We start from the raw sequence: 23,308 nt of genomic DNA on the forward strand, positions 1-23,308 counted from the left end.
TTCGTGTCAGCCGAGTGTCACCGGATAAACGGATTCAGAAACCGGGTGAAGGTGCCGGTCAGCTTGACCGGGGCGCTCAGTATCGAGAGCGTAATGCAGTCTTCACAACCAACCGCGACCGGCTTGTGCTCGTCCTGGTCGGTCAGCACAACGAAGTCCCACTGATTGAACACCCCTTTCTGATCGGCAAACGCGCCTTGCAGAACGATGGTGGTTTCTTCTCCCCGGTGCGTATGGACCGGGGCCTTGCCGCCGGCGGCCAGCTTCTGGAGCACAACCTGCTCCTTCTGGCCGGGGAACCGGTCGGTAATATCCAGTACGCTGACGTCGCCGAGTTGCCGCTTCCAGGGCAGGCCGTTCAGATCTTCGCCCAGAAGTTTCTGCAGAGCGCCGATTCTGGGGGCCGGTGTCATCTGCGGCTGGTCCGCCGGCGCACCGTCGATCCTGGCAAGGATGCTGTCGAACATGCTCTCCGAGACACTCACCTTCGGCTGCTGCTCCATCATCACGGCACCGAGGCTGTCCAGGGTGTCAACCCGGCTGCGGCAATGCGGGCACTCGTCAAGGTGGAGCCGGATGCAAAGAGCATGGGGCTCGCTCAGGTTACCTGCGCTGTACTCCATCAGGCTCAGGCTGTCGGGATGGTGCCGGGTCATACGTTCTGGTCCTGCAAAATCACTTTCAGTTTGTTCAGTGCCAGGCGAACCCGGCTCTTCACGGTGCCAAGGGGAATGTTCAACTCATCGGCCACCATCTGGTGGGACTTGTTTTCCATGTACACCTTGGCAATCACAGTCGTCTGTTCTTCCGGGAGGTGGCTCAGGGACTCACGAATCCGCCGCTCCGACATCAACCGGTGCAGGGAGGTAACGGGCTCGTTTTCGTTTTCACCCGGAATCTGCCAGAGATCCTCGGTTTCCACCGGCATTTCGGCGCTGGTGCGTTGCATCTTCCGTAGCATGTCGATGCGTTGGTTACGGGCAATGGTAAAAATCCAGGTCGATGCCGCCGCTTTGCGCCAGTCATACAGGCAGGAGCGCCGCCAGATGGACACAAATACTTCCTGAACCAGCTCTTCCGCATGACTCGCCAGGCCATTTGCCATGGCGTAGTACTTGATTTGCGGGCCGAAATGTTCAAAGAGCGCGTGGTAGGCCTCGCGATCCTGATTTTTGCCCACTTTCTGCAGCATCTGGCTCCAGGGGTCCTTGCGGCCCTCGGAACTGGCTGGCTTCTGATCCAGTGTGGTCACCGGACGCTCCTTGACAGTCGCATGATTTGAGCTTGTTCTGATCATCATTCTATGCACTCGCCCCGGGTTTGTCAGTCTCAGTATTTACGGTTTGCTGGGTACCCTGGATCAACCCGCCGGTAATTATTTCCGGTCGCTGGCAGCAGCGCCGATGGCAGGCGGTCTCGCAGGTAATTGCCGGAAACCGGAGAGCGGTCTAGTCTGAGCAACAAACAGACACAAAAAAGACAGCCAGCGCCATGAATGCACCCGGAATTACCGGAAACCTGCCTGTTATCCGGGCGCACTATGCCGACATCCTTTGCCAATTGGCAGAGGATCGGGGCGTAAAGCGGTCCCGCCTGCTCCCGGCCGCCGGACTCCGCGCGTCGATGCTGGGCCACCCGGACAATTTCATCACCGTGGAGCAGTTCAGCGGTCTGTGTCGTGAAGTGATGGCGCAGACCGGCGACCGGACGATCGGGCTGGAGTATGGCAAGCGTCTGAAATTCACCACCCATGGCTCCCTGGCCCAGGCAGCCATCAGCTGCGACACCCTGGAACAGGCGCTCCTGGTGCTGATCAAGTATTTCCAGACCCGGTTTGTCTATATGAGGCTGTCGTTTTTTGTGGAGGGTGAAGAGGCCGTGATACAGCTGGACCTTGCCCACAATGTGGAGGATCTGTACCGGTTTAACGTTGATGTCGTGATGGCCTCGCTGATGGATGTCAACCTGCTACTTTTCGGCAGCCGGCTGATGGATGGCGGCCGATGCCTGCTGGACTTTCCTGAACCCCGCGATCCATTGGCTTACCAACAGCTGTTCGGTAGCCGTCTCAGCTTTGGCGCCGGCTTCAACCAGTTGCGATTCAGGCGGGCCTTTCTGGATTCTCCCATGTCGCTGTCGAATCCGGTTACCCGACGGATGGCCGAGGCCCAGTGTGAAGAGGAGATGCGTTTCATCAAGGGGGCAACGGCTGTGGCGGACCGGGTGATGCGCCTGCTGGAGGCGGGGTGGCGCCAGCGCTTGCCGGCCCTGGAGGATGTGGCTGAGCACCTGGGTGTGTCACCCCGAACCCTCCGTCGTCAGTTGGCCGCCGAGGGCGTTCGCTTCCAGCAATTGCAGGAGACCCTGCGCCGCCGGCGGGCACTGGACCTGCTTCGACGTGGTGATCTCAGTATTGATGAGGTGGCCTATGCCCTCGGCTACAGCGATCCCTCCAATTTTGGCCGGGCCTTCCGTAAATGGGAAGGCCTGGCGCCCAGCGCCTGGCGTCGGCGGCACCAGCCGGGTGGTGGCTGATTACTCTTCCAGGTAGGTGTAGCCCTCGAGCCCTGCGGCGAGTTCGGCCAGCAGGGCGGCCTGGGTGTCCGGTGCCATGGCAGAGGCGGTGAACTTGCGCCGGTAGGCGTCCAGCAGAGCATCCGGCTCGAAGTTCACGTAGCGCAGAACCTTTGCCACGGTATCCCCGGTGATCGGCGTGCCGATATCATAGCCACCCCCGGTGTTCAGGCGGACATCCACGGAATGGGTGTCGCCGAACAGGTTGTGCATGTCGCCCAGGATTTCCTGATAGGCACCGGTCATGAAGAAACCCATGAGCAAGGGTTCCCCGGGGACGTCTTCCGGCAGTGGCAGGGTGGTTTCCGTGCCCTGGCCATCCACGTAGCGGTCGATCCGGCCGTCGGAATCGCAGGTGATGTCCTGGATAACGGCGCGCCGGTTCAGGGGGCGATTCAGGCCGTTGACCGGCATGACCGGAAATATCTGGTCAATGCCCCAGACATCGGGCAGTGACTGGAACAGGGAGAAGTTCACAAACAGCTTTTCGGCCAGTTTCTCGTTGAGCTCGTCGATAATTTCACGGTGGGCCCGGTTGCTGCTGTCCAGTTCGTTTCGCAGCAGGCGGCAGCAGCGGGTATACAGTGTTTCCGCATCCGCCCGCTCCTGCAGGGACAGCAGGCCATGGGCAAACTGGGCATGAACGTCGGCCATGGCGTGCAGCACATCGTGATAGATCTCGGCCAGTGAACGCGGTGAGTCGGCATCCTGCAGGCTGTCCAGGTCGCGCCACAGATCATGCAGGGGAGCGGGTGCGCTGCTGTCCGGCTGGACGGGGTCACGGTTCTCCGGTGTTTCCCGGTCAATCACGTTGGTCACCAGCACGGAATGGTGGGCGGTGAGGGCGCGCCCGGACTCGCTGATCAGATCCGGGTGGGGGATGCCGTGGCGGTCACACTCCGCCTGCAGGACATGCACCACGTTGTAGGCGTATTCGTACATGCTGTAGTTCATGGAGCAACTGCTGCGGGAGCGGGTGCCCTCGTAATCGACCCCGAGGCCGCCGCCGATATCGACGGTGCCGATCGGCGCGCCCATCTGGCGCAGCTCACTGTAAAACCGGGCGCATTCCCGGAGGCCGGTCTGGATGTCGCGGATATTGGCAATCTGGGAACCAAGATGGAAGTGCAATAACTGCAGGGTATCCAGCGCATCGGCCTCGCGCAGGGTGCTGATCACATCCAGTACCTGGCTGGCGGACAGCCCGAACTTGGATTTTTCACCCCCGGTATTCTGCCAGTTGCCCTTGCCGATGGTGGCCAGGCGGGCCCGGACACCAATGAGCGGCGATACACCCAGGTTTCTGGCTTCCTCGAGAATCAGCGGCAGCTCGGATTTTTTCTCCACCACAATAAATACCCGGTGGCCCAGGGTCTGGCCAATCAGGGCAAGGCGAATGTATTCCCTGTCCTTGTAGCCATTGCAGACGATCACCGAACCGGCCTGCTGGGACATCGCCAGCACGGCCATCAACTCGGGTTTGCTGCCAGCCTCCAGGCCAATCTGTCCGTTCGACGCAGCCGGCTCGGCGGTCAGCAGTTCCTCGACCACCTGGCGCTGCTGGTTGACCTTGATCGGGTAAACCGCCGTGTAGCGCCCCCGGTAGGTCTGCTCGTAGGCCACCTTGTTGAAGGCATTGCACAGTTTGTTGACCCGATCATGCAGGATATCGACAAAGCGGATCAGTACCGGAAGCTGAACCCCGGATTCAGTCAGGCTCCGGGTCAGTTCCGGCAGGTTGATCTGTGCCGGCGTGTGTCCGCGATCCGGACGGATCATCACCTCGCCTCCGGCGTTGACGCCGATGTAGCCATCACTCCAGTGGGCAATGTTGTAAACCTTGTGGGCCGGGGAGGCGCTGGCGTCGCTCATGCTTGCTATCCTGTCAGAAAACCGGAGCCGGCGGGTGTTCGGGCAGCGGCCGGCCGTTGGCTGCCATTGTATGGATTCCCACCCCCGGCTAAAAGCACCGAAGGCAGAAAATGCCGGGCCGGAAAACGCGATTATTGCTTTAGCTCGGCGCAGGGGCCCCCTACAATACGCCTTTTCAATACAGCCCATGTCGCACAGCGGGAGGCAAACGATGACAGCATTGAATGACGGCTGGTTTACCGAGGTATTCCAGGATCAGGGAACGGCGTTCTCTCTGCAGGTGACAAAGAAACTGCACGAGGAACAGACGCCCTTCCAGAAACTGGAGATTTACCAGACCGAGACCTTCGGCAACCTGATGGTGCTGGATGGCTGCGTGATGCTGACCACCCGCGACAACTTCCTGTACCACGAGATGATGACCCATCCCGCGCTGTTTACCCACCGGGATCCGAAAAAGGTGGTGATTGTCGGCGGCGGCGATTGCGGCACGCTCAAGGAAGTGCTCAAGCACCCGGGCGTGGAAGAAGCCTGGCAGGTGGAAATCGACGAGCGGGTTACCCGCATGTCAGAGAAGTATTTCCCCGAGTTGTGTGAAGCCAACAACGACCCCCGTGCCAATTTCTTCTTCGGGGACGGCATCCGGTGGATGCGTGATATCGAGCCGAACAGTGTCGACATCATCATCATCGACAGCACCGATCCGGTTGGCCCGGCGGAAGGCCTGTTCGCCCTGGATTTTTACCGCGATGCCATGCTGGCGCTGCGTGAGGGTGGCATTATCGTGCAGCAGAGCGAGTCCCCCCTGCTGCACACCGACACCATCATCAAGGGCATCCACGAGGACATGCGCAAGGCCGGTTTCGAGCACGTCCAGACTCTGCCATTCCCGCAGCCGGTTTATCCCACGGGGTGGTGGAGCTGCACCATGGCCAGCAAGGAGAACCCGATCAAATACTTCCGCGAGGACGATGCCAACAACCGACCGTTCGTGACCCGCTACTACAACGCCGGAATCCATCACGGTGCGCTCGCCATGCCGCAGTTCATGGTGGACGCGCTGGAGGATGAGGTTCGGCCGGAGGAAGGTTAAACCGGATCGGGTTGAGCAGAAAAAAAAGAGAGGGGCGCCAATCGGCGCCCCTCTCCGGTTTTGCGTAGTCAGCGTTTACTGCTTGCCGCTGACAAACTCTGGATAGGCTTCCATGCCACACTCGGACAGATCCACGCCTTCGTACTCTTCCTCTTCGCTCACTCTCAGGCCCATCACGGCCTTGAGGATGCCCCAGACAACCAGGCTGGCAACGAAGACCCACACGAAGATGGTAATGGCGCCGATAATCTGGCCGGAGAAGCTGACGTCGCTGTTGGTGACCGGCACCAGCAGCAGACCCAGAAGGCCACAGACACCGTGAACCGAGATCGCGCCGACCGGATCATCGATGCGCAGCTTGTCCATGGTGACGATGCTCAGCACAACCAGTACACCGCCGAAGGCGCCGAACAGGGTGGCAGTCAGGGCGCTCGGAGTGGACGGCTCGGCGGTGATAACCACCAGGCCAGCCAGGGCGCCGTTCAGCAGCATGGTCAGGTCGGCCTTGCCGAACATCAGGCGGGCGGTGATCAGGGCAGCGACAGCACCACCCGCGGCAGCGGTGTTGGTGTTCAGGAACACCATGGCCACGGAGTTGGCGCTGGCAATATCGCCCAGCTTCAGAACCGAGCCGCCGTTAAAGCCGAACCAGCCCATCCACAGGATGAAGGTACCGAGCGTTGCCAGCGGCAGGTTGGCGCCCGGGAAGGCCCGGATTTCGCCATTAGGGCCATACTTGCCTTTCCGTGAGCCCAGCAGCAGGACACCGGCCAGAGCGGCGGTTGCACCGGCCAGGTGAACGATGCCAGAACCGGCGAAGTCGCTGAAACCAAGGTCGCCCAGGGTGTACATGCCGAATACGGACGCACCGCCCCAGGTCCAGGCACCTTCCAGCGGGTAGATGAAGCCAGTCATGAAGACCGCAAATACCAGGAAGGCCCAGAGCTTCATGCGCTCGGCCACGGCACCGGAGACGATGGACATGGCGGTCGCGACGAATACAACCTGGAAGAAGAAGTCCGACGCGCCAGAGTAGATGGAGCCACCCTCGAAGCCGCCGTCACGGCTGGCGAATTCGCCCAGAACCGCAGTGGTGTCGACATCAGCAATGCCCGACAGGAAGATGCTGCCGCCGTACATGATGGCGTAACCGCACACCAGGTACATGATGCAGGAAATGGCAAACAGGGCCACGTTCTTGGTCAGTATTTCGGTGGTGTTCTTGGCGCGCACCAGACCGGATTCGAGCATGGCAAAGCCAGCCGCCATCCACATTACTAATGCACCGCACACCAGGAAATAAAAGGTATCTATAGCGTACTGCAGGTGAAAGATATTGCTTTCCATTTGAAGCCCTCCGCACGAGGCTTTTCAGGTTATAAATTTTTTTGCGTTGGCTGTTCGAAATATCAGAGCTGGTTCAGACCGCTTCTTCGCCGGTTTCGCCAGTCCGGATCCGGATGGCCTGCTCCAGTTCGGTCACGAAGATCTTGCCGTCACCGATCTTGCCGGTATTGGCCGCTTTGGTGATGGATTCGATAACCTGATCCAGCAGGTTGTCGCCGATGGCAACCTCCACTTTGACCTTGGGCAGGAAATCCACCACGTATTCCGCGCCACGATACAGTTCTGTGTGTCCTTTCTGCCGACCGAAGCCTTTGACTTCAGTGACGGTTACGCCTTGTACGCCAATCTCGGATAGTGCCTCACGGACATCATCCAATTTGAAAGGCTTGATGATCGCTGTCACAAGTTTCATTGCTTTCTCCTTGGTAAAGCCGTCCCAACAGTGAGGGCCCGTCGGCCAGTTGTTGAGCTCGGGATGCTGCCACCTCGCACACCAATTGTGCGGATTGCGTACGAGGGCTTTAGCATCGGGTATGCCAACGCAAAAAAATACTGGTAAAACAATAACCTGAAATATCCGCGTGCCAGAATGGCGCAGGGATGTGCACCAATATGGAGCGGACAGGCGGCCAGTGAGCCAAAGTGGAGCGGGGCCACTGGTCGCGCTCCCGCCATTATAAGGCGGACCGGGTACAGTATGGCAGGGGCAGCGGTGTGATACACTCCTGCAAACCGGTGAGAGCCATTGTGTTTTTGTCGAAGCCGGGTATTTCTGAAATCAGTGAGGTGATGCGTGAAAGGTCCACAGGATATCTTCGCCCAGTTACAGGGGCAGTTTGGTCAGTTTGTTCCCGATATGGCACGCGCTGCCCGCGAGGATTTCGAAACCCAGGCCCGGGCAACGGTGATGTCGATCCTTGCCCGGCTGGAGCTGGTAACCCGTGAGGAGTTCGACGCCCAGCAGGCGGTGCTGCTGAAGACCCGTGAAAAGGTGGACGCCCTCGAAAAGCGGGTCGCCGATCTGGAAAAATCCCTGCAGGATCAATAAATCCCGGAATCGCCCGGCAGGACGCCGGGCACAGCAATCCGGTTACCATGGAAGGTTGTCATGCTTGCTATCGTTCATTCCCGCGCCCTGATCGGCGTATCCGCCCCCGCTGTAACCGTTGAGGTTCACCTCTCTGGTGGCCTGCCCGCACTGTCCATTGTCGGCCTTCCTGAGACCGGCGTCCGCGAGAGTAAAGAACGGGTTCGAAGTGCACTGCTGAATGCCGGCTTCGAATTTCCCGCCCGGCGCATAACCATCAATCTCGCTCCTGCAGATCTGCCCAAGGAAGGTGGCCGGTTTGACCTGCCCATTGCCCTTGGCATTCTGGCGGCATCGGGCCAGGTTCCGGCAGAGAGCCTCGCCGACTGTGAGTTCCTGGGCGAACTGTCCCTTGATGGTGCACTGAGGCCACTCAAGGGTGTTCTGCCGGCGGTGCTGGCGGCCCGGCAGGACGGGCGGGCGTTGCTAGTTCCCCACGGTAATGCCAGTGAAGCCGCCCTCGCCAGCCAGGGTGACGTATTGGCGGCGGGCCATTTGCTGACGGTGTGTGAGCATCTCAGTGGCCGGGCCAGGCTGGTGCCGGTGCCGAAGCTGCCATTGGCACGGACGTTGGACAATGCCGGGGAGAGCCCCGACCTGTCCGATGTGCGGGGCCAGCGCGTTCCCCGGCGGGCTCTGGAAGTCGCCGCTGCCGGCGGCCACAACCTGCTGTTCTTCGGTCCGCCCGGCACCGGCAAGAGTATGCTGGCCAGCCGTCTGCCCGGCATTCTTCCGGAACTGGCTGATGACGCCGCCATGGAGGTTGCCAGCGTTCATTCGGTTGCCGGGCTGCCGGTGCGAGACGGCGGTTGGCGCCAGCCGCCGTTCCGGGCGCCCCACCACACCGCATCGGCCGTGGCAATGGTTGGCGGCGGTAGTAGCCCGCGTCCGGGAGAAATCTCCCTGGCCCATCGCGGCGTACTGTTTCTTGATGAGCTGCCAGAGTTCGAACGCCGGGTTCTGGAAGTGCTCCGGGAGCCCATGGAAACCGGGCATATCTCGATCAGCCGGGCGGCGCGCCAGGTGAATTTTCCGGCCCGGTTCCAGGTCGTTGGCGCCATGAACCCGTGCCCCTGCGGTTACAGTGGCCACCCAGCGGTTGAGTGCCAGTGTACACCCCAGCAGGTGACGCGTTATCGTTCGAAAATCTCGGGCCCGCTGTTAGACCGGTTCGACCTGCATGTGGAAGTCCCCGTCCAGGGTGGCAGTGTGCTGATGCAGCAGGGTGGAGACGGAGAGAGCAGCGCCACGGTTCGCCAGCGGGTCATCGAGGCCCGGAGGAGGCAGTCAGAGCGGGGCCTGGTGAATGCCGAGCTGTCGGGCCGGGATCTGCATGCCGCCTGTCGCCTGGCCCCCCAGGGCGAGCAGTTGCTGGCGGGGGCCATGGAGAAACTGGGTCTGTCGGCCCGGGCTTTGCACCGGATCCTGCGGGTGGCCCGCACCCTTGCGGACCTCGAAGGCTGTGATGAACTGCGCCAAAACCATCTGGTTGAGGCGCTTGGTTACCGGCAACTGGACCGCCAGCAGGGGCGTAATTCCGTGGTATCCGCCTGAGCTGCATCACTCTGGTAAACTGTGCCCAAAGCCCGTTAAACACGACCCGCTGACGGCGGTTAAGGATTGCAGATGACTGACCAGAAAGAGCCGCAAGATCATAGAGACGCTAAAGAAGAATCGCCGGTAACCACCCGTCGCGGCGTTCGCAGCTTTGTGCTGCGCCAGGGCCGGATGACCGAAGGCCAGAAAAAGGCGTTCGAGCGGAGCTGGCCAAAATACGGTCTTACTCGTGAAGACGGAATGATCGATCCGCGCCAGGTGTTTGGCCGGGACGCCATGCTGAACCTGGAGATCGGTTTCGGCATGGGCAAATCCCTGGCCGAGATGGCCGAAGCTGCGCCGGAGCAGGACTTTATCGGCGTTGAGGTGCACCAGCCCGGCGTCGGGGCACTGCTCAAGGACATCGAGGATCGTGGCCTGGAAAACGTCCGGATCTACAGTATTGACGCCAATGACGTGATCGACCTGTGTCTGCCGGATGCCTGTCTTGATCGGGTGATGGTGTTCTTCCCGGATCCGTGGCACAAGAAAAGGCACCATAAGCGCCGGCTGATCCAGCATGAGTTTGTTCAGCGCGTCCGCCACAAGCTTCGGGTCGGCGGTATTCTGCACCTGGCCACCGACTGGGAGAACTACGCGGAGCACATGATGGAAATCATGGGTGCGTCCGAGGGGTTTGCCAACATGCAGGAGTCCGGGGGCTATTCACCGCGCCCGGACGACCGCCCGGTGACCAAGTTTGAAAAGCGGGGAGAGAACCTGGGCCACGGTGTCTGGGATCTGCTGTTTTACCGCACCAACTGATCTCCGCAGGTCGGCTTAGTGATGCGCCAGCGGATGGCGCCGCGCGGCCCGGAGAATCACAAGCCCGGCGGTGCCCAAAGTCAGGGCAGTAAATTTGATCAGGGCGCAGAGGGTCGCCCACAGGCTCACCGCGTCAGTCGGCGGATCAAAGTTATTGAACAGCAGGATATTCTCTGCAAAATCCGCCAGGCCGGCGGCGACAAACAAGGCCCGCACCCATCTCGCGCCCACCCGCTCTCGAACCCCCGGGCGATCCCGTGTCAGGTGCCTGGTCAGGTGAAACAGGGCCAGCAGGTAGATGGGGATAAACAGGAAATCCAGCCACAAAGAGATCTTGGCCCAGCCAATGCCATCACTGCGCCAGCTACGCAGGATGGCGTGAGCCTGATCTGCGGTACCGGCAAGCTGATAACTGACGATGCCCTGGGGGGCGGAAGCCGTCTGCAGTGGCTGGTTGACCAGCAACAGGGCGAGCAACACCAGAACCAGCGCCACCAGGCTGGCTTTCAGGGTTTTGGGCAGGGCTGCCAATCCGTGTGCAGGGTCCATTATAGAAATCGCTCCAGCAGGCTGTTCAGGTATCTCTGGCCCAGGGGGGTCGCTTGCAGCCGGTCACTGACCAGCAGTTTGTCATCGCGTACTGTTTTAAGTTTTACCCCAACTGACGACAGCGGTAAACCCGTGCGCTGGTAAAAAAGGTCTTCACTGACGCCGTCTGTGAGCCGGAGGGCGTTCATCAGGAACTCCAGTGGCAGGTCTTCGTCGGTAATGCTGTTACTGCCTGCTGTCCGGCTGCCAATTCGGTTGAGGTAGGCCTCGGGCTGGCGGGTCTTCCAGTAGCGCCGGATACTGCCATCGGCAAGACTGATTTTGCCATGGGCTCCGGCTCCGAGCGCCAGGTAGTCGCCAAAGGTCCAGTAATTAAGATTATGGCGGGAAGCCCGCCCCTCGAGGCTCCAGGCCGACACTTCGTAGTCCCGGTATCCCTGCTGGTGCAGAAACCCGGCGCCCCGGCAATAAATGTCCCAGAGGTGATCGTCATCCGGCAAATCCGGTGGCCGGCTGTAAAACTCGGTGTTTGGCTCCAGAGTCAGTTGGTACCAGGACAGATGGGGCGGCTGGTAATGCAGGGCGGTTCTGAGATCCTCCAGTGCCTGCTCCGATGTCTGGCCCGGTAAGCCGTGCATCAGATCTATGTTGAAGTTCTCGAACCCGGCCTGGCGGGCGGCGGTGATGGCACGGTGAGCCGCCTGGCTGTCGTGAATGCGCCCAAGGGCTTTCAGGTGGTTGGCGTTGAAGCTCTGAACCCCGATCGAGAGCCGGTTGATGCCAGCGTCCCGGAAGGCCTCAAGGCGGCCTGCCTCCAGCGTGCCAGGGTTGGCTTCCAGCGTGATCTCGGCATCTGGTGAAATGTTGAGCCTCGCCCGCACGTGGGTAAACAGCCGCTGATAGAACTCACCACTCATCAGTGACGGTGTTCCGCCACCGATAAAGACGGTTTCCACTGGGCGGCCGGAGGCGAAGGCCAGATCCTGCTCAAGGTCTTCGAGCAGGGCATCAAGGTAGGCAGATTCGGGAATGGCGCCCGTGGCAGCGTGGGAGTTGAAATCGCAGTAAGGACACTTGCGCACGCACCAGGGCACATGAATGTACAGGCTAAGGGGCGGGGAAACCGACAAGGGGTTCAGTGCTCCGCCCGGAGCTGCTCTGCCAGTAATTTCAGGGCCCGGCCCCGATGACTGATGCGGCTTTTCTCGGCACGGGACATTTCTGCCGCGCTGCACCCCTGCTCCGGTGCCAGGAACACCGGGTCATACCCGAAACCGCCATCGCCTCGGGGGGCCCGGAGGATCGACCCGGGCCAGCGGCCATGACAAATCACCGGGGTCGGGTCATCGGCGTGGCGAAGGTACACCAGTACGCAGTGGAACTGCGCGCCCCGCAGCTCATCAGGAACGTCTTTCATGGCCTCAAGCAGGGCCTTCACGTTGTCCTGGTCCGTGGCATTGTCGCCGGCAAAGCGGGCAGAACGCACGCCAGGCCGGCCAGCCAGGGCATCCACGGCCAGCCCGCTGTCGTCTGCCAGGGCGGGAAGGCCGGTTTCCCGTGCTGCGTGTCTTGCCTTGAGAATGGCGTTTTCGACAAAGGTCACGGCGGGTTCTTCGGCCTCACCCACGCCAAGCTCGCCCTGGGCGACGGGGGTCATGCCCAGTGGCGCCAGCAGTTCGGCCAGCTCGGCAATTTTGCCCTGGTTGTTGCTGGCAATTACAAGCTTTTCGGTCATATCAGGCTCAGTCGCTGAACAGTGTGTGGGCAAAGCGAATCGCCAGGTCGTTCGGGTAGCCGTTCGGGCGTGCTGTGATGTTGAAGGTCATCAACTGGCCAGAGGTGTACTGGTACTCGGCGATGAAATAAACAGCGTCACCTTCCTGAATCCGCCGGAAGGCCAGAAATCGCACCTGCTGGATATCATTGGACACCTTGCCCTCAACCTGGCCGGTTACGGGGGCCAGGGTCCCGTCTTCGTTTTCCTTCATGATGGCGATGTTGACTATACCAATGCCCTTGCTGCGTTGAAGGTCGTTGGCTTTGGCAACGTCCGGTGCCAGGAAGGTGCTGGGCAGCACGCTCCAGAGCACGGTGTAGTCCCCGAAATCTTCAGAACCGGCCTGGGCCTGGACGCTGAACAGGCCAGCCAGCGCGATAACCAGCAGGCTGCGGAATGTGCAAATGGCTTTTTTGATCATTGCTCTGTCTCCCGTGCAATTCGGTAAATGGCAATCTCGCCCAACAGGTTGGGCCACAGGCGTGCCAGCCAGCTGTTCTGGTGCTGACCGTCCACCACCCGCCGGCTTTTGATCCTGATGCCTTTCTGCCGGCACAGAGCTTCGAAATCCTTGAAGGTGCACAGCCGTATGTTGGGGGTGTTATACCATTTATACGGCAGTGCTTCGGATTCGGGCATGCGCCCGCTGAGAGCCAGCCCCCAGCGCAGCCGCCAGTGGGCAAAGTTGGGGAAGGTAACGATGCCTTCACTGCCGACCCGCAGCATTTCATCGAGGACCTTGTCCGGCCGCCGCACGGCCTGCAGTGCCTGGGTCATCAGAACAACGTCGAAACTGCCGTTATCAAAGTTGCCCAGGCCCTGGGTATCAAGGTTTTGCTCAATGACCGCCACACCCCGCCCCATGCAGGTGGTGATGTGGTCGGGGTTGATCTCCAGGCCGAACCCGCTGGCGCCGCGCTCGCGCTGGAGGAAGTCAAGCAGGGTGCCGTCGCCACAACCGAGATCGAGCACATGGTGGCCGGGCTGAATCCACTGCTGGATGATTTCGAGATCCGGTCTCATGCTCCGACCTCCCGTGCGACGCGATCCATGTAGGCATTGAAAATATCGGTATACCGGGGCGTGGGAATCAGAAAGGCGTCGTGCCCCCAGGGCGCATCTACTTCGGCATAGCTGACCTTGCGCCGGGCGGCGATCATGGCGTTAACCATCTCTTCAGAGCGGGCCGGGGTGAAACGCCAGTCGGTGCTGAACGAAAGCACCAGGTACTCGCAGGTTGCGGCAGCGAGGGCCCTGGAGAGGTCACCACCGAACTCATAGGCCGGATCAAAGTAATCCAGCGCCCGGGTCATCAGCAGGTAGGTGTTGGCATCGAAGGATTCAGAGAACCGTTCGCCCTGGTAGCGCAGGTAGCTTTCTACCTGGAATTCCGCGTCATAGCCGAACTTGTAAGCCTGGTCCCGGAGTTCGCGGCCAAATTTCTCGCCCATGGAGGCATCGGACAGGTAGGTGATGTGCCCGACCATCCTTGCCAGCATGAGGCCCCGACGGGGCAGGGCGTCGAAGTCGTAATAGCGGCCGTCGTGGAATTCCCGGTCTGAGGTGATGGCCTGGCGTGCGACTTCATTGAAGGCGATGTTCTGGGCTGTCAGTCTGGGCGTGGAGGCAATGACCACGGCGTGGCGCAGCCGATCCGGATAGTCCAGGCTCCACTGCAGTGCCTGCATGCCTCCGAGCGAACCGCCGACAACTGCGGCCCAGCAATCAATACCGAGGCGGTCGGCCAGCAGGGCCTGGCTCTTCACCCAGTCGCCGACGGTAATGACCGGGAACTCCGGGCCGTAAGGCTTGCCGGTTGCAGGGTTGTTGCTGCTGGGTCCGGTGCTGCCATGGCAGCCCCCGAGGTTGTTCAGGCTGACGACAAAAAAACGGTCGGTATCAATGGGCTTGCCCGGCCCGATGCAACTGTCCCACCAGCCGGGCTTGCGGTCGTCGGCGGAATGGAAACCGGCGGCGTGATGATGCCCGCTCAGGGCATGGCAGATCAGCACGGCGTTGCTCGCATCGGCGTTCAGCGTGCCGTAGGTCTCGACGACCAGGTCGTAGTTTTCCAGGGTCTGGCCGCAGGCCAGCTCGATGGGAGCGTCGAAATGATAGGTCTGCGGGGTAACTACCCCAACAGAATCCGCAGGCAGGGAATCGGGCATCGGCGCGAGAGGTTCCTGGTTCGATCCGTAAGTGTCTGGAACAGCAACGGCAAAGCCATCGCCAGCCCAGCAGTTTAAAGCCGGGGCGTGATGGCTGCAACCGCCTGCATGGTCGCGGGTGCGGGGCTTATACCGCTCCGGAGATATTGACCACTTTCTGCTGGATCAGGGTAGGGGCCGGTTTACGGATCTGGCGCTGCATGGCATCGGCCAGCTCGAGTTGCCGGCGGAGGTCGGCGATGGTGTGGTTCAGGCGCTGGCGCTCGGCCCGGCTGTCCCGGTCGTTGCGGACCATGTCGCGCAGCCGGCGAATCTGGTGCTCAAGCAGCTGCTTCTGCTCCATCGAGAACTGCATGATGGGCAACAGAGCCTCAGACGGCCAGCGTTCCACGTCCTGGCGCACTCGGCCATGCAGGGTTCGGGCTTCACCCACCATGACATTGAAAAAGCGGCGAACCAGCACCGATTGCTCGGTCAGCAGATTCTTGGGGCTGATTCGGAACCGGCGGGCCTTTTTGCGCAGCTCGCGGATGGCGATAACGTGTCGGCCGGCCCGCAGCGGAATCGGTTCCAGGTGACGGGCCCGGCTGTCCTCGTTGTAGCGACGATAGATGGCGCCCACCATTTTTTCGGCCAGGTGGCCCTCGCTCAGCAGGTTGGTCAGGTCGCTTTCCAGCAGCTCGAAGAACTGATCCATGGCGCGGTTCATGCCGGCGGTCGTCCAGCTTTTCGACATGCTGGTCCTGACACGCTCGGCGTGAGCCTCGAAGCGTTGCTCGCTGACCAGTTTCTTCAGCAGGTCGCCCTGGGAGTCCATCAGGCGCCGGCTCGAACGCAGGGTGATCAGTTTCTTGTAGTAGTAGTCGTAGTCTTTCTGGGCACGCTCGGCGAGCCGGCCCAGTGCCGCCTTGTCCATGGTGACGCCAGCGCAGGCCACGAGCTCCTCTTCCAGCGAGTCGAGCCGGTACTGCATGGCGGCCTGGCTGTTCTGCAGCATGCCAAGCAGATCGTTGATCAGACTCTGGGTGATCAGCTGTTCCTTGTGCATCAGGATGCGCTGGATAATCAGCTGCTCAAGCTGGCCGACATTGGAGCGGTCGAACAGCTCGCTGTCCTTTCTGACCCGTGCCACCAGGCCCTGCTTGGCCGAGACCGGAATGACGTCGTGCTGGCGCATACCCAGGTGGTCGGCGGTGTAGCTGCGCACCCGGTCGATGGCTTCCTCGGTGTGGCGCTCGCCCTGCAGGTCGTCCCAGAGCACATCAATTTTGTTCAGAACGGCAAAGCGCCCGGCGCGATGGTCCGCGTGCTGGGTGTCGATGTGCTCCTTCCAGATGGTCATGTCACTGGCCGTTACGCCGGTATCGGCGCTGAGCACAAAGAGGATGGCATGAGCCCGCGGCAGCATGCTGATGGTCAGTTCCGGCTCGGAGCCCAGGGCGTTCAGGCCCGGGGTATCCAGAATGCGCAGGCCGCGCTCGAACAGCGGGTGGCGGATACTGATCTGGGCGTTGCGCCAGGCCGGCACCAGCACATTGCCCGGGTTGTTGCGGTCCTGCTCCAGCATGTCTTCGTCAAAGCCCAGGGCCCGAGCTTCGTCCGGCGGTACGCTCTTGACCCGGGCTACCTCGGCCAGCACTTCCCGCATGATCTCGGGGTCGCGCTCATCCAGCTCATGCTTGACCCAGCGCTCCGGCTGCTTTCTCAGTTGCTGCAGGGACAGGTCACCGTTGCGGGTCTCGATCGGCAGCAGGAGCAGGTAGTTCTCGTTGGCACTGCGATCGAAGAACAGCTCGGTGGGGCACATGGTGGTGCGCCCGGCCTGCGACGGCAGCATTCGCTGGCCGTAGTCGGAAAAGAACAGGGCGTTGATGAGTTCGGTCTTGCCCCGGGAGTATTCCCCCACGAAGGCAATGGTGAGCTCATCTTCGATCAGCAGTTCCAGCCCGTGACGGATGCGGGTGCTGACATCATCGGAAAACAGATTGTTGTCTTGCAGCCATAGCCGGTACCGGCCGATCTGGCGGATCAGCTCCTTCTTCCAGTTATGGTAAGCCTCTACCTGCTGCGACAGAGTTCCCTGCTGACTCATTGGATATTCCTTCTGCGCGACTTCCGGGTATCCCGGGCATGACGGGGTGCTCACGGGTGACGGATTAATTACCGGTAATACTATCCTGTTCCCTGAATATTTGCGGCGCGGCTGCGGCAGTACGGTTGGTTTGGATGGCGAAAAAATACCAAAAAAAGACTGCAAAATCAGTGTTCTGAGTCTGCAGTCCCGGAATAATGGTTTTCGTGGCTAAATGTAACGGAATGTATATTTGCGACGGGGTTTACATCCCGAGCCCGATCGCACCCAGCCCTGCGGCCACTTTCATATGCTCAATAACCACCGAAATAACATTCAGGATCAGGAACACAATGATCGGTGACAGGTCCAGGCCGCCCATGGACGGCATGATATTCCGCACCGGGCGCATGACCGGTTCGGTGATCTGGGCGACCAGTTGAATCGCAGGGTGGCTGCTGCCGGGCGCTATCCAACTGACAACCACGATGGCAATGACCGACCAGAAATAGATTTTCACAATCAAGTCCAGCACGTTCAGGACCGCCCAGACCAGCAGGGTGATGGGGTTCATGGCTGGAATGCCGCCATTGAGCGCGATCAGGATCAGGAAGAAGGTGATGGCCTGGATGATCACCGCCAGCACTAGGGCGGCCCCGTCAATACCACCCCAGCCCGGGATCAGGCGCCGCAGTGGCCGCAGCAGGGGATTTGTTGCCTTGACCACAAACTGGGTGATCGGGTTGTAGAAATCCGCCCGGGCGAGCTGAAGCAGGAACCGCAGCAGGACGATGGTCAGGTAAAAGGAGGATGCGATCAGCAGGATGGTAATCAGGATGTCTGCCAGCATGAAGCTGTGTCTCCGTTATCGGTTACTGTTTGCCAGCCAGTTCTTTGGCCATTTCTTCCGAGCGCTTGAACGCCGCGTTGTAGGCTTTGCGGACCAGGTCCCGCATGCCCCCGTCTTCGAAGGTATTGATGGCCTGCTCCGTGGTCCCGCCGGGAGACATCACGTTGCGCTTGAGTTGGCCGGGGTCCTGATCACTGCGGGCGGCCATCTCGGCAGCGCCTGCCATGGTCTGGATCGCCAGAGCCCGTGCCGTGTCGGACGCGATGCCTGCGTCCGCCGCTGCTTCCTCAAGGGCTTCGAGCATCAGGAAGAAGTAGGCGGGGCCACTGCCGGACAGCGCGGTCACGCCGTGGAGCTGGTTTTCTTCGTCGACCCACAGTGCCGAGCCGATGCTCTCGAATACCGATTCCACCATCTTCTTCTGGGCGTCTTTCACTTCCTTGTTGGCAAAAAGACCCGCTGCACCCTTGCCGACCAGCGATGGCGTGTTGGGCATTACCCTCACCAGCGGCAATCCGCCACCCAGCCACTCGTCCAGCGTGTCTGCGGTCAGGCCGGCGGCAATGGAGACCATCAGCGGCCGGGTATTCTGGACAACGGGCGCAATGTCGCGGCAGACATCGGCCATTACCTGGGGTTTGACGGCCAGCACTACCATGTCAGCCTGCTGGGCGCAGTAGCGGTTGTCGGTGGTAACGCTGACCCCGAAATGTTTGCGGATCGATTGCAGATGGCCGTCATCCGGCGCACTGACCCAGATGTCACCGGCTTTATAGCCGTTGTCCAGCATACCGCCAATGATGGCGCTGGCCATGTTGCCTGCGCCAATAAAAGAGATGGTTGGTGATGTGCTCAAGGTTCACTCCCCGGTTGATCGGTTAAACGTCCGGCCCTGATGATAGCAGGAACCGGCCGGTTCAGCTCTTTGCTGGCCGTTTGCCAAACAGCGCCGTGCCCACGCGTACCCAGGTAGCACCTTCGGCAATGGCCATTTCCAGGTCGCCTGACATGCCCATGGACAGTGTGTCCAGCGGGCCGGCGTCCGGGTGGTCCGTTTTCAGTTGTTTCAGGGTGTTGGCCAGTTTCCGGAAACTGGCCCTGAGGTCTCCCTCGGGTTGGTCCGGATCCGGAATGGCCATCAGGCCCCGCAATGTCAGGTTTGGCAGCTCGCCGATGGCAGCGACCAGCTCCGGCAGCTCGGCGATGCGGCAACCTGATTTGCTGGCTTCTTCATTAATATTGACCTGAAGGCAGATATTCAATGGTGCCAGGGCCGGATCCCTTTGTTCATCCAGCCGGCGGGCAATCTTCAGGCGATCGACACTATGCACCCAGGCAAAGGCAGAGGCGATTTGTCGGGTCTTGTTGGACTGTATTGGACCGATAAAATGCCACTGGATGCCGTCAAGATCCGCCAGTGCCTCTATCTTCTCGAGGGCTTCCTGAAGGTAGTTTTCACCGAACGCGCGCTGCCCTGATGCGAACGCCTCCCGCAGATCTTCCGGGGGGCGGGTCTTGCTCACGGCAAGTAAATGCACAGACCCGGGCTCGCGGCCCGCCTGCAATGTTGCTTTTTGTATGCGTCGGGTTACGCTCCCGATGTTGTCTGCTATGCTGCTCATAGTGTGAAATTGCCACGCTCGGTCTGTCGCTTGTACGGTGACACGTTACCCGCAGGTCACTGAAATGCCAAGTGAACCGAGCCGGGCCCCACCGGGCGGAAGCGACCAGGACAAAAGAAAAAAGCCTTCCGAGGATTCCTATGGATATTACTGAACTGCTTGCCTTTTCGGCCAAACAGGGTGCGTCTGACTTGCACCTGTCTGCCGGCCTGCCCCCGATGATTCGTGTTGATGGTGATGTTCGTCGCATCAACCTCCCGCCCATGGAACATAAAGAAGTCCACGGGCTGATCTACGACATCATGAACGACAAGCAGCGCAAGGACTACGAAGAATTCCTGGAAACCGACTTTTCCTTCGAAGTGCCGGGTGTCGCCCGCTTCCGGGTTAACGCCTTCAACCAGAACCGCGGCGCCGGTGCGGTGTTCCGGACCATCCCTTCCAAAGTTCTGACCATGGAAGACCTGGGCATGGGCCAGGTGTTCAAGGACATCTCATCGGTGCCCCGGGGGCTGGTTCTGGTGACCGGCCCGACCGGCTCCGGTAAGTCCACCACGCTGGCCGCGATGATCGACTACATCAACGACACCCGTTACGAACACGTCCTGACCATTGAAGACCCCATCGAATTCGTGCACGACTCCAAGAAATGTCTGGTCAACCAGCGGGAAGTGCACCGGGATACCCTGGGCTTCAACGAAGCGCTGCGTTCGGCGCTGCGGGAAGATCCCGACATTATCCTGGTCGGTGAGCTCCGGGACCTCGAGACCATCCGTCTGGCACTCACTGCTGCAGAAACCGGCCACCTGGTGTTCGGCACCCTGCACACCACCTCCGCCGCCAAGACCATTGACCGGGTTGTCGACGTATTCCCGGCCGAAGAAAAGTCCATGGTCCGGTCCATGCTGTCGGAATCCCTGCAGGCGGTTGTGTCCCAGACCCTGATGAAAAAGATGGGGGGCGGCCGGATTGCGGCTCACGAGATCATGATTGGTACCTCGGCAATCCGGAACCTGATCCGCGAAGACAAGATTGCGCAGATGTATTCGTCGATTCAGACGGGTGCGTCTCTGGGCATGCAGACCCTCGACCAGTGTCTGGAGCGGTTGCTGCAGAAAGGCCTGATTTCCCGCGAAGCGGCGCGGGCCAAGGCGAAGATGCCCGATAACTTTTGACTTGCCTGTCCCCCAGGCACCAAACAATAAAGATTGGGTAGCAAAATGGAATTCGAAAAACTGTTGCGGCTGATGGTGGAAAAGGGCGGTTCGGACCTGTTTATTACCGCAGGTGTGCCGCCGAGCATGAAGGTGAACGGGAAAGTGCTGCCGGTCACCAAGAACGCGCTGACCCCCGAGCAAACGCGGGAGTTCGTCTACGGCTCGATGAATGACAAGCAGCGGGCCGAGTTTGAGGAAACCCACGAGTGTAACTTTGCGATCAGCGCCAGGGGTATTGGCCGCTTCCGGGTCAGCGCGTTCTTCCAGCGCAACCTGTGCGGCATGGTGCTGCGCCGGATCGAGGTGAAGATTCCGCAGATCGACGATCTCTCGCTGCCGGCAGTGGTCAAGGATCTGGCCATGACCAAGCGCGGCCTGATCATGTTTGTCGGCGCGACCGGTACCGGTAAGTCGACCTCGCTGGCGGCTATGCTGGGGCACCGTAACCGCAACAGCCGTGGCCACATTATCTCTATCGAGGATCCGATCGAATTCGTGCACCAGCACCAGGGCTGTATCGTGACCCAGCGGGAAGTGGGCATTGATACCGAAAGCTTTGAAGTTGCCCTCAAGAACACCCTGCGGCAGGCGCCGGATGTGATTCTGATTGGTGAGGTGCGAACCCGCCAGACCATGGAGTACTCGGTGCAGTTCGCCGAAACCGGCCATTTGTGCCTGGCTACCCTGCACGCTAACAACGCCAACCAGGCGCTGGACCGTATTATCCAGTTTTTCCCGCCGGAGCAGCACAACCAGATCTGGATGGATCTGTCCCTGAACCTTCGGGCCATCGTGGCCCAGCAGCTGGTTCCAACGCCTGATGGCAAGGGCCGGAAAGCGGTTATCGAGGTACTGATCAATACCCCGCTGGTAGCGGACCTGATCCGCAAAGGGGAGGTCCATCGCCTGAAGGAACTGATGGCCAAATCCAACGAATCCGGCATGCAGACCTTTGACCAGGCGCTTTATCAGCTCTACGCTGAGGGTTCGATCACCTATGAAGATGCGTTGGCGCATGCGGATTCCGCAAACGATTTGCGTCTGATGATCAAGCTGGGTGCGGATGCGCAGGGCGCTGACAAACTGTCCTCGTCGGTGGACAGGCTCTCGATTCAGGATGATTGATGCTTCAGTGGTGCGGGTAGACTTTAGTTGTAGGTGGTTAGGGTCACGAACCATTAGGATCAGCATTTGAGGCCAGAGCCCGGTACTGCGTATACTCCGCGCGAGTCAATAAGGAGATACCATGTACAAAAAATCCTCAACCCTTGCACAAGCAGTACGCCTGACCACGCTTGCGGTCGTGGCCGCACCCGCCGGTGCTCTGGCTGGCGGCTTTTCCCTGAATGAGCAGAGCGCCAGCGCCATGGGCACCGCCAATGCCGGTGCCGCCGCCAATCCCGAGAATGCCACCACCGTTCTGTTTAACCCCGCTGGTATGAGCCAGTTGTCCGGCACCAATATTTCCTTTGGTGCGGCGGTTCTGGATATTGATGCCGAGGCGAATCCGGGCTCTATTTCTGTCACTCGCCAGGTCCCGGGAATTCCCGTTCAACCAGCTAAAGCTGGCGGTGATATTGCTGATCCGGCAGTTTTGCCAAATTTCTACCTGACCCACGAAGTCAGCAATACCATTGATGTGGGCTTTGGTATCCATGCCCCCTATGGCCTGGCGGCTGACTATGAGGAAGGTTTTGCCGGGCGCTTTTTTGCCGACAAAACCGAGCTGACGGCTATCGCCTTCACGCCATCGATATCTGTCAACAACGGCAATGGATTGTCCATGGGTGCCGGCATTAATCTGATTTATGCGGAGGGTCGCCTGTCTCGGTATCAAGACGTGACCGGGATTGCATACAGGGATGCTTATAAGCAGGCCATTGCTGGAGGTGCCGGGGCGCAGGCCGCGCAGCAAGTTGCGGCGACTACGGCTGCTGGAGCAGCACGCTATGAGCCATATGCCGACATCGAAGGCGACGATGTTGGGGCCACCTTCCGAGTTGGTTTTCTCTATGAGCTGTCGGATATGACACAGATCGGCCTGAGTGCCCAGACCGGCACCGAGCTCAATCTGGAGGGCGACGCCACCATTTCTAATTTCCCGATTTTGACCGCTCCGGGCCAGACCACCACGCTGACGGAGAAGGTTCGGGTGCCGTTGGCCATTCCGGAGAGCGCGACCTTGGGCCTGCGCCACCGGGTTAATGATGAGTTCACTCTGCTTGCCGGCGCAACTTACGCCAAATGGAGTCGCTTTGAGGAGCTGGATGTTATCAGCCAACGGTCTACGCCTGGAGAGGTGTCGTCGGTTTCGGGCTACCCGTATATCAGTCATGTGACCGAAAAGTGGAACAACACCTGGCAATTCAACCTCGGTGGCATCTGGCAGGCGACTCCGGAGTGGGCCTTGAAGGCCGGTTATGCCTGGGATGAATCGCCGGTCAATGAGAAGTATGTGACGGCCCGGATTCCCTCTGAGGATCGGCACTGGTTGACGCTCGGCGCCCAATGGAAAGACGTTCGCAGTGGTTGGACGGTGGACGCTGCCGTGGGAACTCTATTGTTCTCCGGGGATGCCAAAGTGGACGACCGGGAGTATACCCACGACAACCCGACCCAGCCTGCCACGCCAGCCAGGTATCAGGCTACCTACGATCTCAGCGCCTGGAGTGCGGCATTGCAGGTCAGCAAGGCCTTTTAAAGGGCACCTTCGGTAAAGG

General features: G+C 60.2%; 23 protein-coding genes. 8 read left to right on the top strand and 15 right to left on the bottom strand.

From position 1 onward, the window contains the following. Positions 1-17: 17 nt before the first annotated feature. Both msub_RS18745 and msub_RS18750 read right to left on the bottom strand, forming a co-directional pair. Positions 18-656: a ChrR family anti-sigma-E factor gene (locus msub_RS18745; protein ID WP_048497648.1), complete on the bottom strand. Its 639-nt coding sequence runs from the start codon at positions 654-656 to the stop codon at positions 18-20. Next, positions 653-1,252, bottom strand: coding sequence for a sigma-70 family RNA polymerase sigma factor (locus msub_RS18750; protein WP_048497649.1), 600 nt, complete (start codon positions 1,250-1,252; stop codon positions 653-655). Before msub_RS18750 ends, msub_RS18745 begins: the two co-directional genes overlap by 4 nt. Before the next feature lie 239 nt (positions 1,253-1,491). Between msub_RS18750 and msub_RS18755 the strand changes: the two genes are divergently transcribed. Continuing rightward, entirely contained in the window at positions 1,492-2,535 is a 1,044-nt protein-coding gene (locus msub_RS18755; protein ID WP_048497650.1) for an AraC family transcriptional regulator, read from the top strand. Here the strand turns inward: msub_RS18755 and speA are convergent, their stop codons facing one another. Continuing rightward, a complete protein-coding gene (gene speA, locus msub_RS18760; protein ID WP_048497651.1) occupies positions 2,536-4,446 on the bottom strand; it encodes a biosynthetic arginine decarboxylase in 1,911 nt (636 codons plus the stop codon). Positions 4,447-4,657: 211 nt separating this feature from the next. Between speA and speE the strand changes: the two genes are divergently transcribed. Further along, positions 4,658-5,539, top strand: a complete 882-nt coding sequence (gene speE, locus msub_RS18765; protein WP_048497652.1) for a polyamine aminopropyltransferase — start codon at positions 4,658-4,660, stop codon at positions 5,537-5,539. Between the two features lie 75 nt (positions 5,540-5,614). Here speE and msub_RS18770 read toward each other — a convergent pair whose 3' ends face one another. Together msub_RS18770 and glnK are read right to left on the bottom strand one after the other, a co-directional pair. Continuing rightward, positions 5,615-6,886, bottom strand: coding sequence for an ammonium transporter (locus msub_RS18770; RefSeq protein ID WP_048497653.1), 1,272 nt, complete (start codon positions 6,884-6,886; stop codon positions 5,615-5,617). A 73-nt stretch (positions 6,887-6,959) separates the two neighbouring features. After that, the gene (gene glnK, locus msub_RS18775) at positions 6,960-7,298 is read right to left on the bottom strand and encodes a P-II family nitrogen regulator (protein WP_004578958.1); all 339 of its coding nucleotides are present in this window, start codon (positions 7,296-7,298) and stop codon (positions 6,960-6,962) included. A gap of 381 nt (positions 7,299-7,679) precedes the next feature. Between glnK and msub_RS18780 the strand changes: the two genes are divergently transcribed. The 3 genes from msub_RS18780 to trmB all read left to right on the top strand — a co-directional run bounded on the left by msub_RS18780 (position 7,680) and on the right by trmB (position 10,334). After that, the gene (locus msub_RS18780) at positions 7,680-7,934 is read left to right on the top strand and encodes an accessory factor UbiK family protein (RefSeq protein WP_048497654.1); all 255 of its coding nucleotides are present in this window, start codon (positions 7,680-7,682) and stop codon (positions 7,932-7,934) included. 60 nt (positions 7,935-7,994) lie between these two features. Beyond that, positions 7,995-9,527: a YifB family Mg chelatase-like AAA ATPase gene (locus tag msub_RS18785; protein ID WP_048497655.1), complete on the top strand. Its 1,533-nt coding sequence runs from the start codon at positions 7,995-7,997 to the stop codon at positions 9,525-9,527. Between the two features lie 72 nt (positions 9,528-9,599). Next, positions 9,600-10,334 carry a tRNA (guanosine(46)-N7)-methyltransferase TrmB gene (gene trmB, locus msub_RS18790; RefSeq protein ID WP_048497656.1) on the top strand — a complete coding sequence of 245 codons (735 nt, stop codon included), beginning with the start codon at positions 9,600-9,602 and terminating at the stop codon, positions 10,332-10,334. Between the two features lie 15 nt (positions 10,335-10,349). Here trmB and msub_RS18795 read toward each other — a convergent pair whose 3' ends face one another. The 10 genes from msub_RS18795 to msub_RS18840 all read right to left on the bottom strand — a co-directional run bounded on the left by msub_RS18795 (position 10,350) and on the right by msub_RS18840 (position 19,371). Beyond that, a complete protein-coding gene (locus tag msub_RS18795; RefSeq protein WP_053077984.1) occupies positions 10,350-10,883 on the bottom strand; it encodes a hypothetical protein in 534 nt (177 codons plus the stop codon). After that, a complete protein-coding gene (gene hemW / locus msub_RS18800) occupies positions 10,883-12,022 on the bottom strand; it encodes a radical SAM family heme chaperone HemW (RefSeq protein WP_197083920.1) in 1,140 nt (379 codons plus the stop codon). Before hemW ends, msub_RS18795 begins: the two co-directional genes overlap by 1 nt. After that, on the bottom strand, positions 12,019-12,618 hold the full coding sequence (rdgB, locus tag msub_RS18805) for an RdgB/HAM1 family non-canonical purine NTP pyrophosphatase (protein ID WP_048497657.1): 600 nt from the start codon (positions 12,616-12,618) through the stop codon (positions 12,019-12,021). Before rdgB ends, hemW begins: the two co-directional genes overlap by 4 nt. Before the next feature lie 7 nt (positions 12,619-12,625). Beyond that, positions 12,626-13,081, bottom strand: coding sequence for a DUF4426 domain-containing protein (locus tag msub_RS18810; protein WP_048497658.1), 456 nt, complete (start codon positions 13,079-13,081; stop codon positions 12,626-12,628). Continuing rightward, positions 13,078-13,683 carry a methionine biosynthesis protein MetW gene (gene metW, locus msub_RS18815; RefSeq protein ID WP_048497659.1) on the bottom strand — a complete coding sequence of 202 codons (606 nt, stop codon included), beginning with the start codon at positions 13,681-13,683 and terminating at the stop codon, positions 13,078-13,080. The genes msub_RS18810 and metW overlap by 4 nt, the downstream gene beginning before the upstream one ends. Then, positions 13,680-14,828, bottom strand: coding sequence for a homoserine O-succinyltransferase MetX (metX, locus tag msub_RS18820; protein WP_048497660.1), 1,149 nt, complete (start codon positions 14,826-14,828; stop codon positions 13,680-13,682). The genes metW and metX overlap by 4 nt, the downstream gene beginning before the upstream one ends. Positions 14,829-14,955: 127 nt before the next feature. Then, the gene (locus tag msub_RS18825; RefSeq protein WP_048497661.1) at positions 14,956-16,920 is read right to left on the bottom strand and encodes a dynamin family protein; all 1,965 of its coding nucleotides are present in this window, start codon (positions 16,918-16,920) and stop codon (positions 14,956-14,958) included. Positions 16,921-17,164: 244 nt separating this feature from the next. After that, positions 17,165-17,749, bottom strand: coding sequence for a YggT family protein (locus msub_RS18830; RefSeq protein WP_048497662.1), 585 nt, complete (start codon positions 17,747-17,749; stop codon positions 17,165-17,167). 22 nt (positions 17,750-17,771) lie between these two features. Then, positions 17,772-18,605: a pyrroline-5-carboxylate reductase gene (gene proC / locus msub_RS18835; RefSeq protein WP_048497663.1), complete on the bottom strand. Its 834-nt coding sequence runs from the start codon at positions 18,603-18,605 to the stop codon at positions 17,772-17,774. A gap of 61 nt (positions 18,606-18,666) precedes the next feature. Beyond that, the gene (locus msub_RS18840; protein ID WP_048497664.1) at positions 18,667-19,371 is read right to left on the bottom strand and encodes a YggS family pyridoxal phosphate-dependent enzyme; all 705 of its coding nucleotides are present in this window, start codon (positions 19,369-19,371) and stop codon (positions 18,667-18,669) included. A gap of 140 nt (positions 19,372-19,511) precedes the next feature. Here msub_RS18840 and msub_RS18845 point away from each other — a divergent pair, with 140 nt between their 5' ends. From msub_RS18845 to msub_RS18855, 3 genes are all read left to right on the top strand, one after another. Continuing rightward, on the top strand, positions 19,512-20,546 hold the full coding sequence (locus msub_RS18845; protein WP_048497665.1) for a type IV pilus twitching motility protein PilT: 1,035 nt from the start codon (positions 19,512-19,514) through the stop codon (positions 20,544-20,546). A 45-nt stretch (positions 20,547-20,591) separates the two neighbouring features. Continuing rightward, positions 20,592-21,713: a PilT/PilU family type 4a pilus ATPase gene (locus tag msub_RS18850; protein ID WP_048497666.1), complete on the top strand. Its 1,122-nt coding sequence runs from the start codon at positions 20,592-20,594 to the stop codon at positions 21,711-21,713. A gap of 121 nt (positions 21,714-21,834) precedes the next feature. After that, complete coding sequence (locus msub_RS18855; protein ID WP_082146590.1) at positions 21,835-23,289, top strand: OmpP1/FadL family transporter; 1,455 nt, start codon at positions 21,835-21,837, stop codon at positions 23,287-23,289. Positions 23,290-23,308 lie beyond the last annotated feature (19 nt).

The sequence above is a fragment of the Marinobacter subterrani genome, assembly GCF_001045555.1.
GTDB classification, from domain to species: domain Bacteria; phylum Pseudomonadota; class Gammaproteobacteria; order Pseudomonadales; family Oleiphilaceae; genus Marinobacter; species Marinobacter subterrani.

Excerpts from the sequence above, each read along its gene's own strand:
- msub_RS18795 (WP_053077984.1), bottom strand. The coding sequence starts at position 10,883 with ATGGACCCTGCACACGGATTGGCAGCCCTGCCCAAAACCCTGAAAGCC.
- msub_RS18850 (WP_048497666.1), top strand. The coding sequence starts at position 20,592 with ATGGAATTCGAAAAACTGTTGCGGCTGATGGTGGAAAAGGGCGGTTCG.
- rdgB (WP_048497657.1), bottom strand. The coding sequence starts at position 12,618 with ATGACCGAAAAGCTTGTAATTGCCAGCAACAACCAGGGCAAAATTGCC.
- speA (WP_048497651.1), bottom strand. The coding sequence starts at position 4,446 with ATGAGCGACGCCAGCGCCTCCCCGGCCCACAAGGTTTACAACATTGCC.
- msub_RS18785 (WP_048497655.1), top strand. The coding sequence starts at position 7,995 with ATGCTTGCTATCGTTCATTCCCGCGCCCTGATCGGCGTATCCGCCCCC.
- metW (WP_048497659.1), bottom strand. The coding sequence starts at position 13,683 with ATGAGACCGGATCTCGAAATCATCCAGCAGTGGATTCAGCCCGGCCAC.
- glnK (WP_004578958.1), bottom strand. The coding sequence starts at position 7,298 with ATGAAACTTGTGACAGCGATCATCAAGCCTTTCAAATTGGATGATGTC.
- msub_RS18840 (WP_048497664.1), bottom strand. The coding sequence starts at position 19,371 with ATGAGCAGCATAGCAGACAACATCGGGAGCGTAACCCGACGCATACAA.
- msub_RS18845 (WP_048497665.1), top strand. The coding sequence starts at position 19,512 with ATGGATATTACTGAACTGCTTGCCTTTTCGGCCAAACAGGGTGCGTCT.
- msub_RS18770 (WP_048497653.1), bottom strand. The coding sequence starts at position 6,886 with ATGGAAAGCAATATCTTTCACCTGCAGTACGCTATAGATACCTTTTAT.
- speE (WP_048497652.1), top strand. The coding sequence starts at position 4,658 with ATGACAGCATTGAATGACGGCTGGTTTACCGAGGTATTCCAGGATCAG.
- trmB (WP_048497656.1), top strand. The coding sequence starts at position 9,600 with ATGACTGACCAGAAAGAGCCGCAAGATCATAGAGACGCTAAAGAAGAA.
- msub_RS18825 (WP_048497661.1), bottom strand. The coding sequence starts at position 16,920 with ATGAGTCAGCAGGGAACTCTGTCGCAGCAGGTAGAGGCTTACCATAAC.
- msub_RS18810 (WP_048497658.1), bottom strand. The coding sequence starts at position 13,081 with ATGATCAAAAAAGCCATTTGCACATTCCGCAGCCTGCTGGTTATCGCG.
- msub_RS18830 (WP_048497662.1), bottom strand. The coding sequence starts at position 17,749 with ATGCTGGCAGACATCCTGATTACCATCCTGCTGATCGCATCCTCCTTT.
- metX (WP_048497660.1), bottom strand. The coding sequence starts at position 14,828 with ATGCCCGATTCCCTGCCTGCGGATTCTGTTGGGGTAGTTACCCCGCAG.
- msub_RS18745 (WP_048497648.1), bottom strand. The coding sequence starts at position 656 with ATGACCCGGCACCATCCCGACAGCCTGAGCCTGATGGAGTACAGCGCA.
- msub_RS18855 (WP_082146590.1), top strand. The coding sequence starts at position 21,835 with ATGTACAAAAAATCCTCAACCCTTGCACAAGCAGTACGCCTGACCACG.
- msub_RS18755 (WP_048497650.1), top strand. The coding sequence starts at position 1,492 with ATGAATGCACCCGGAATTACCGGAAACCTGCCTGTTATCCGGGCGCAC.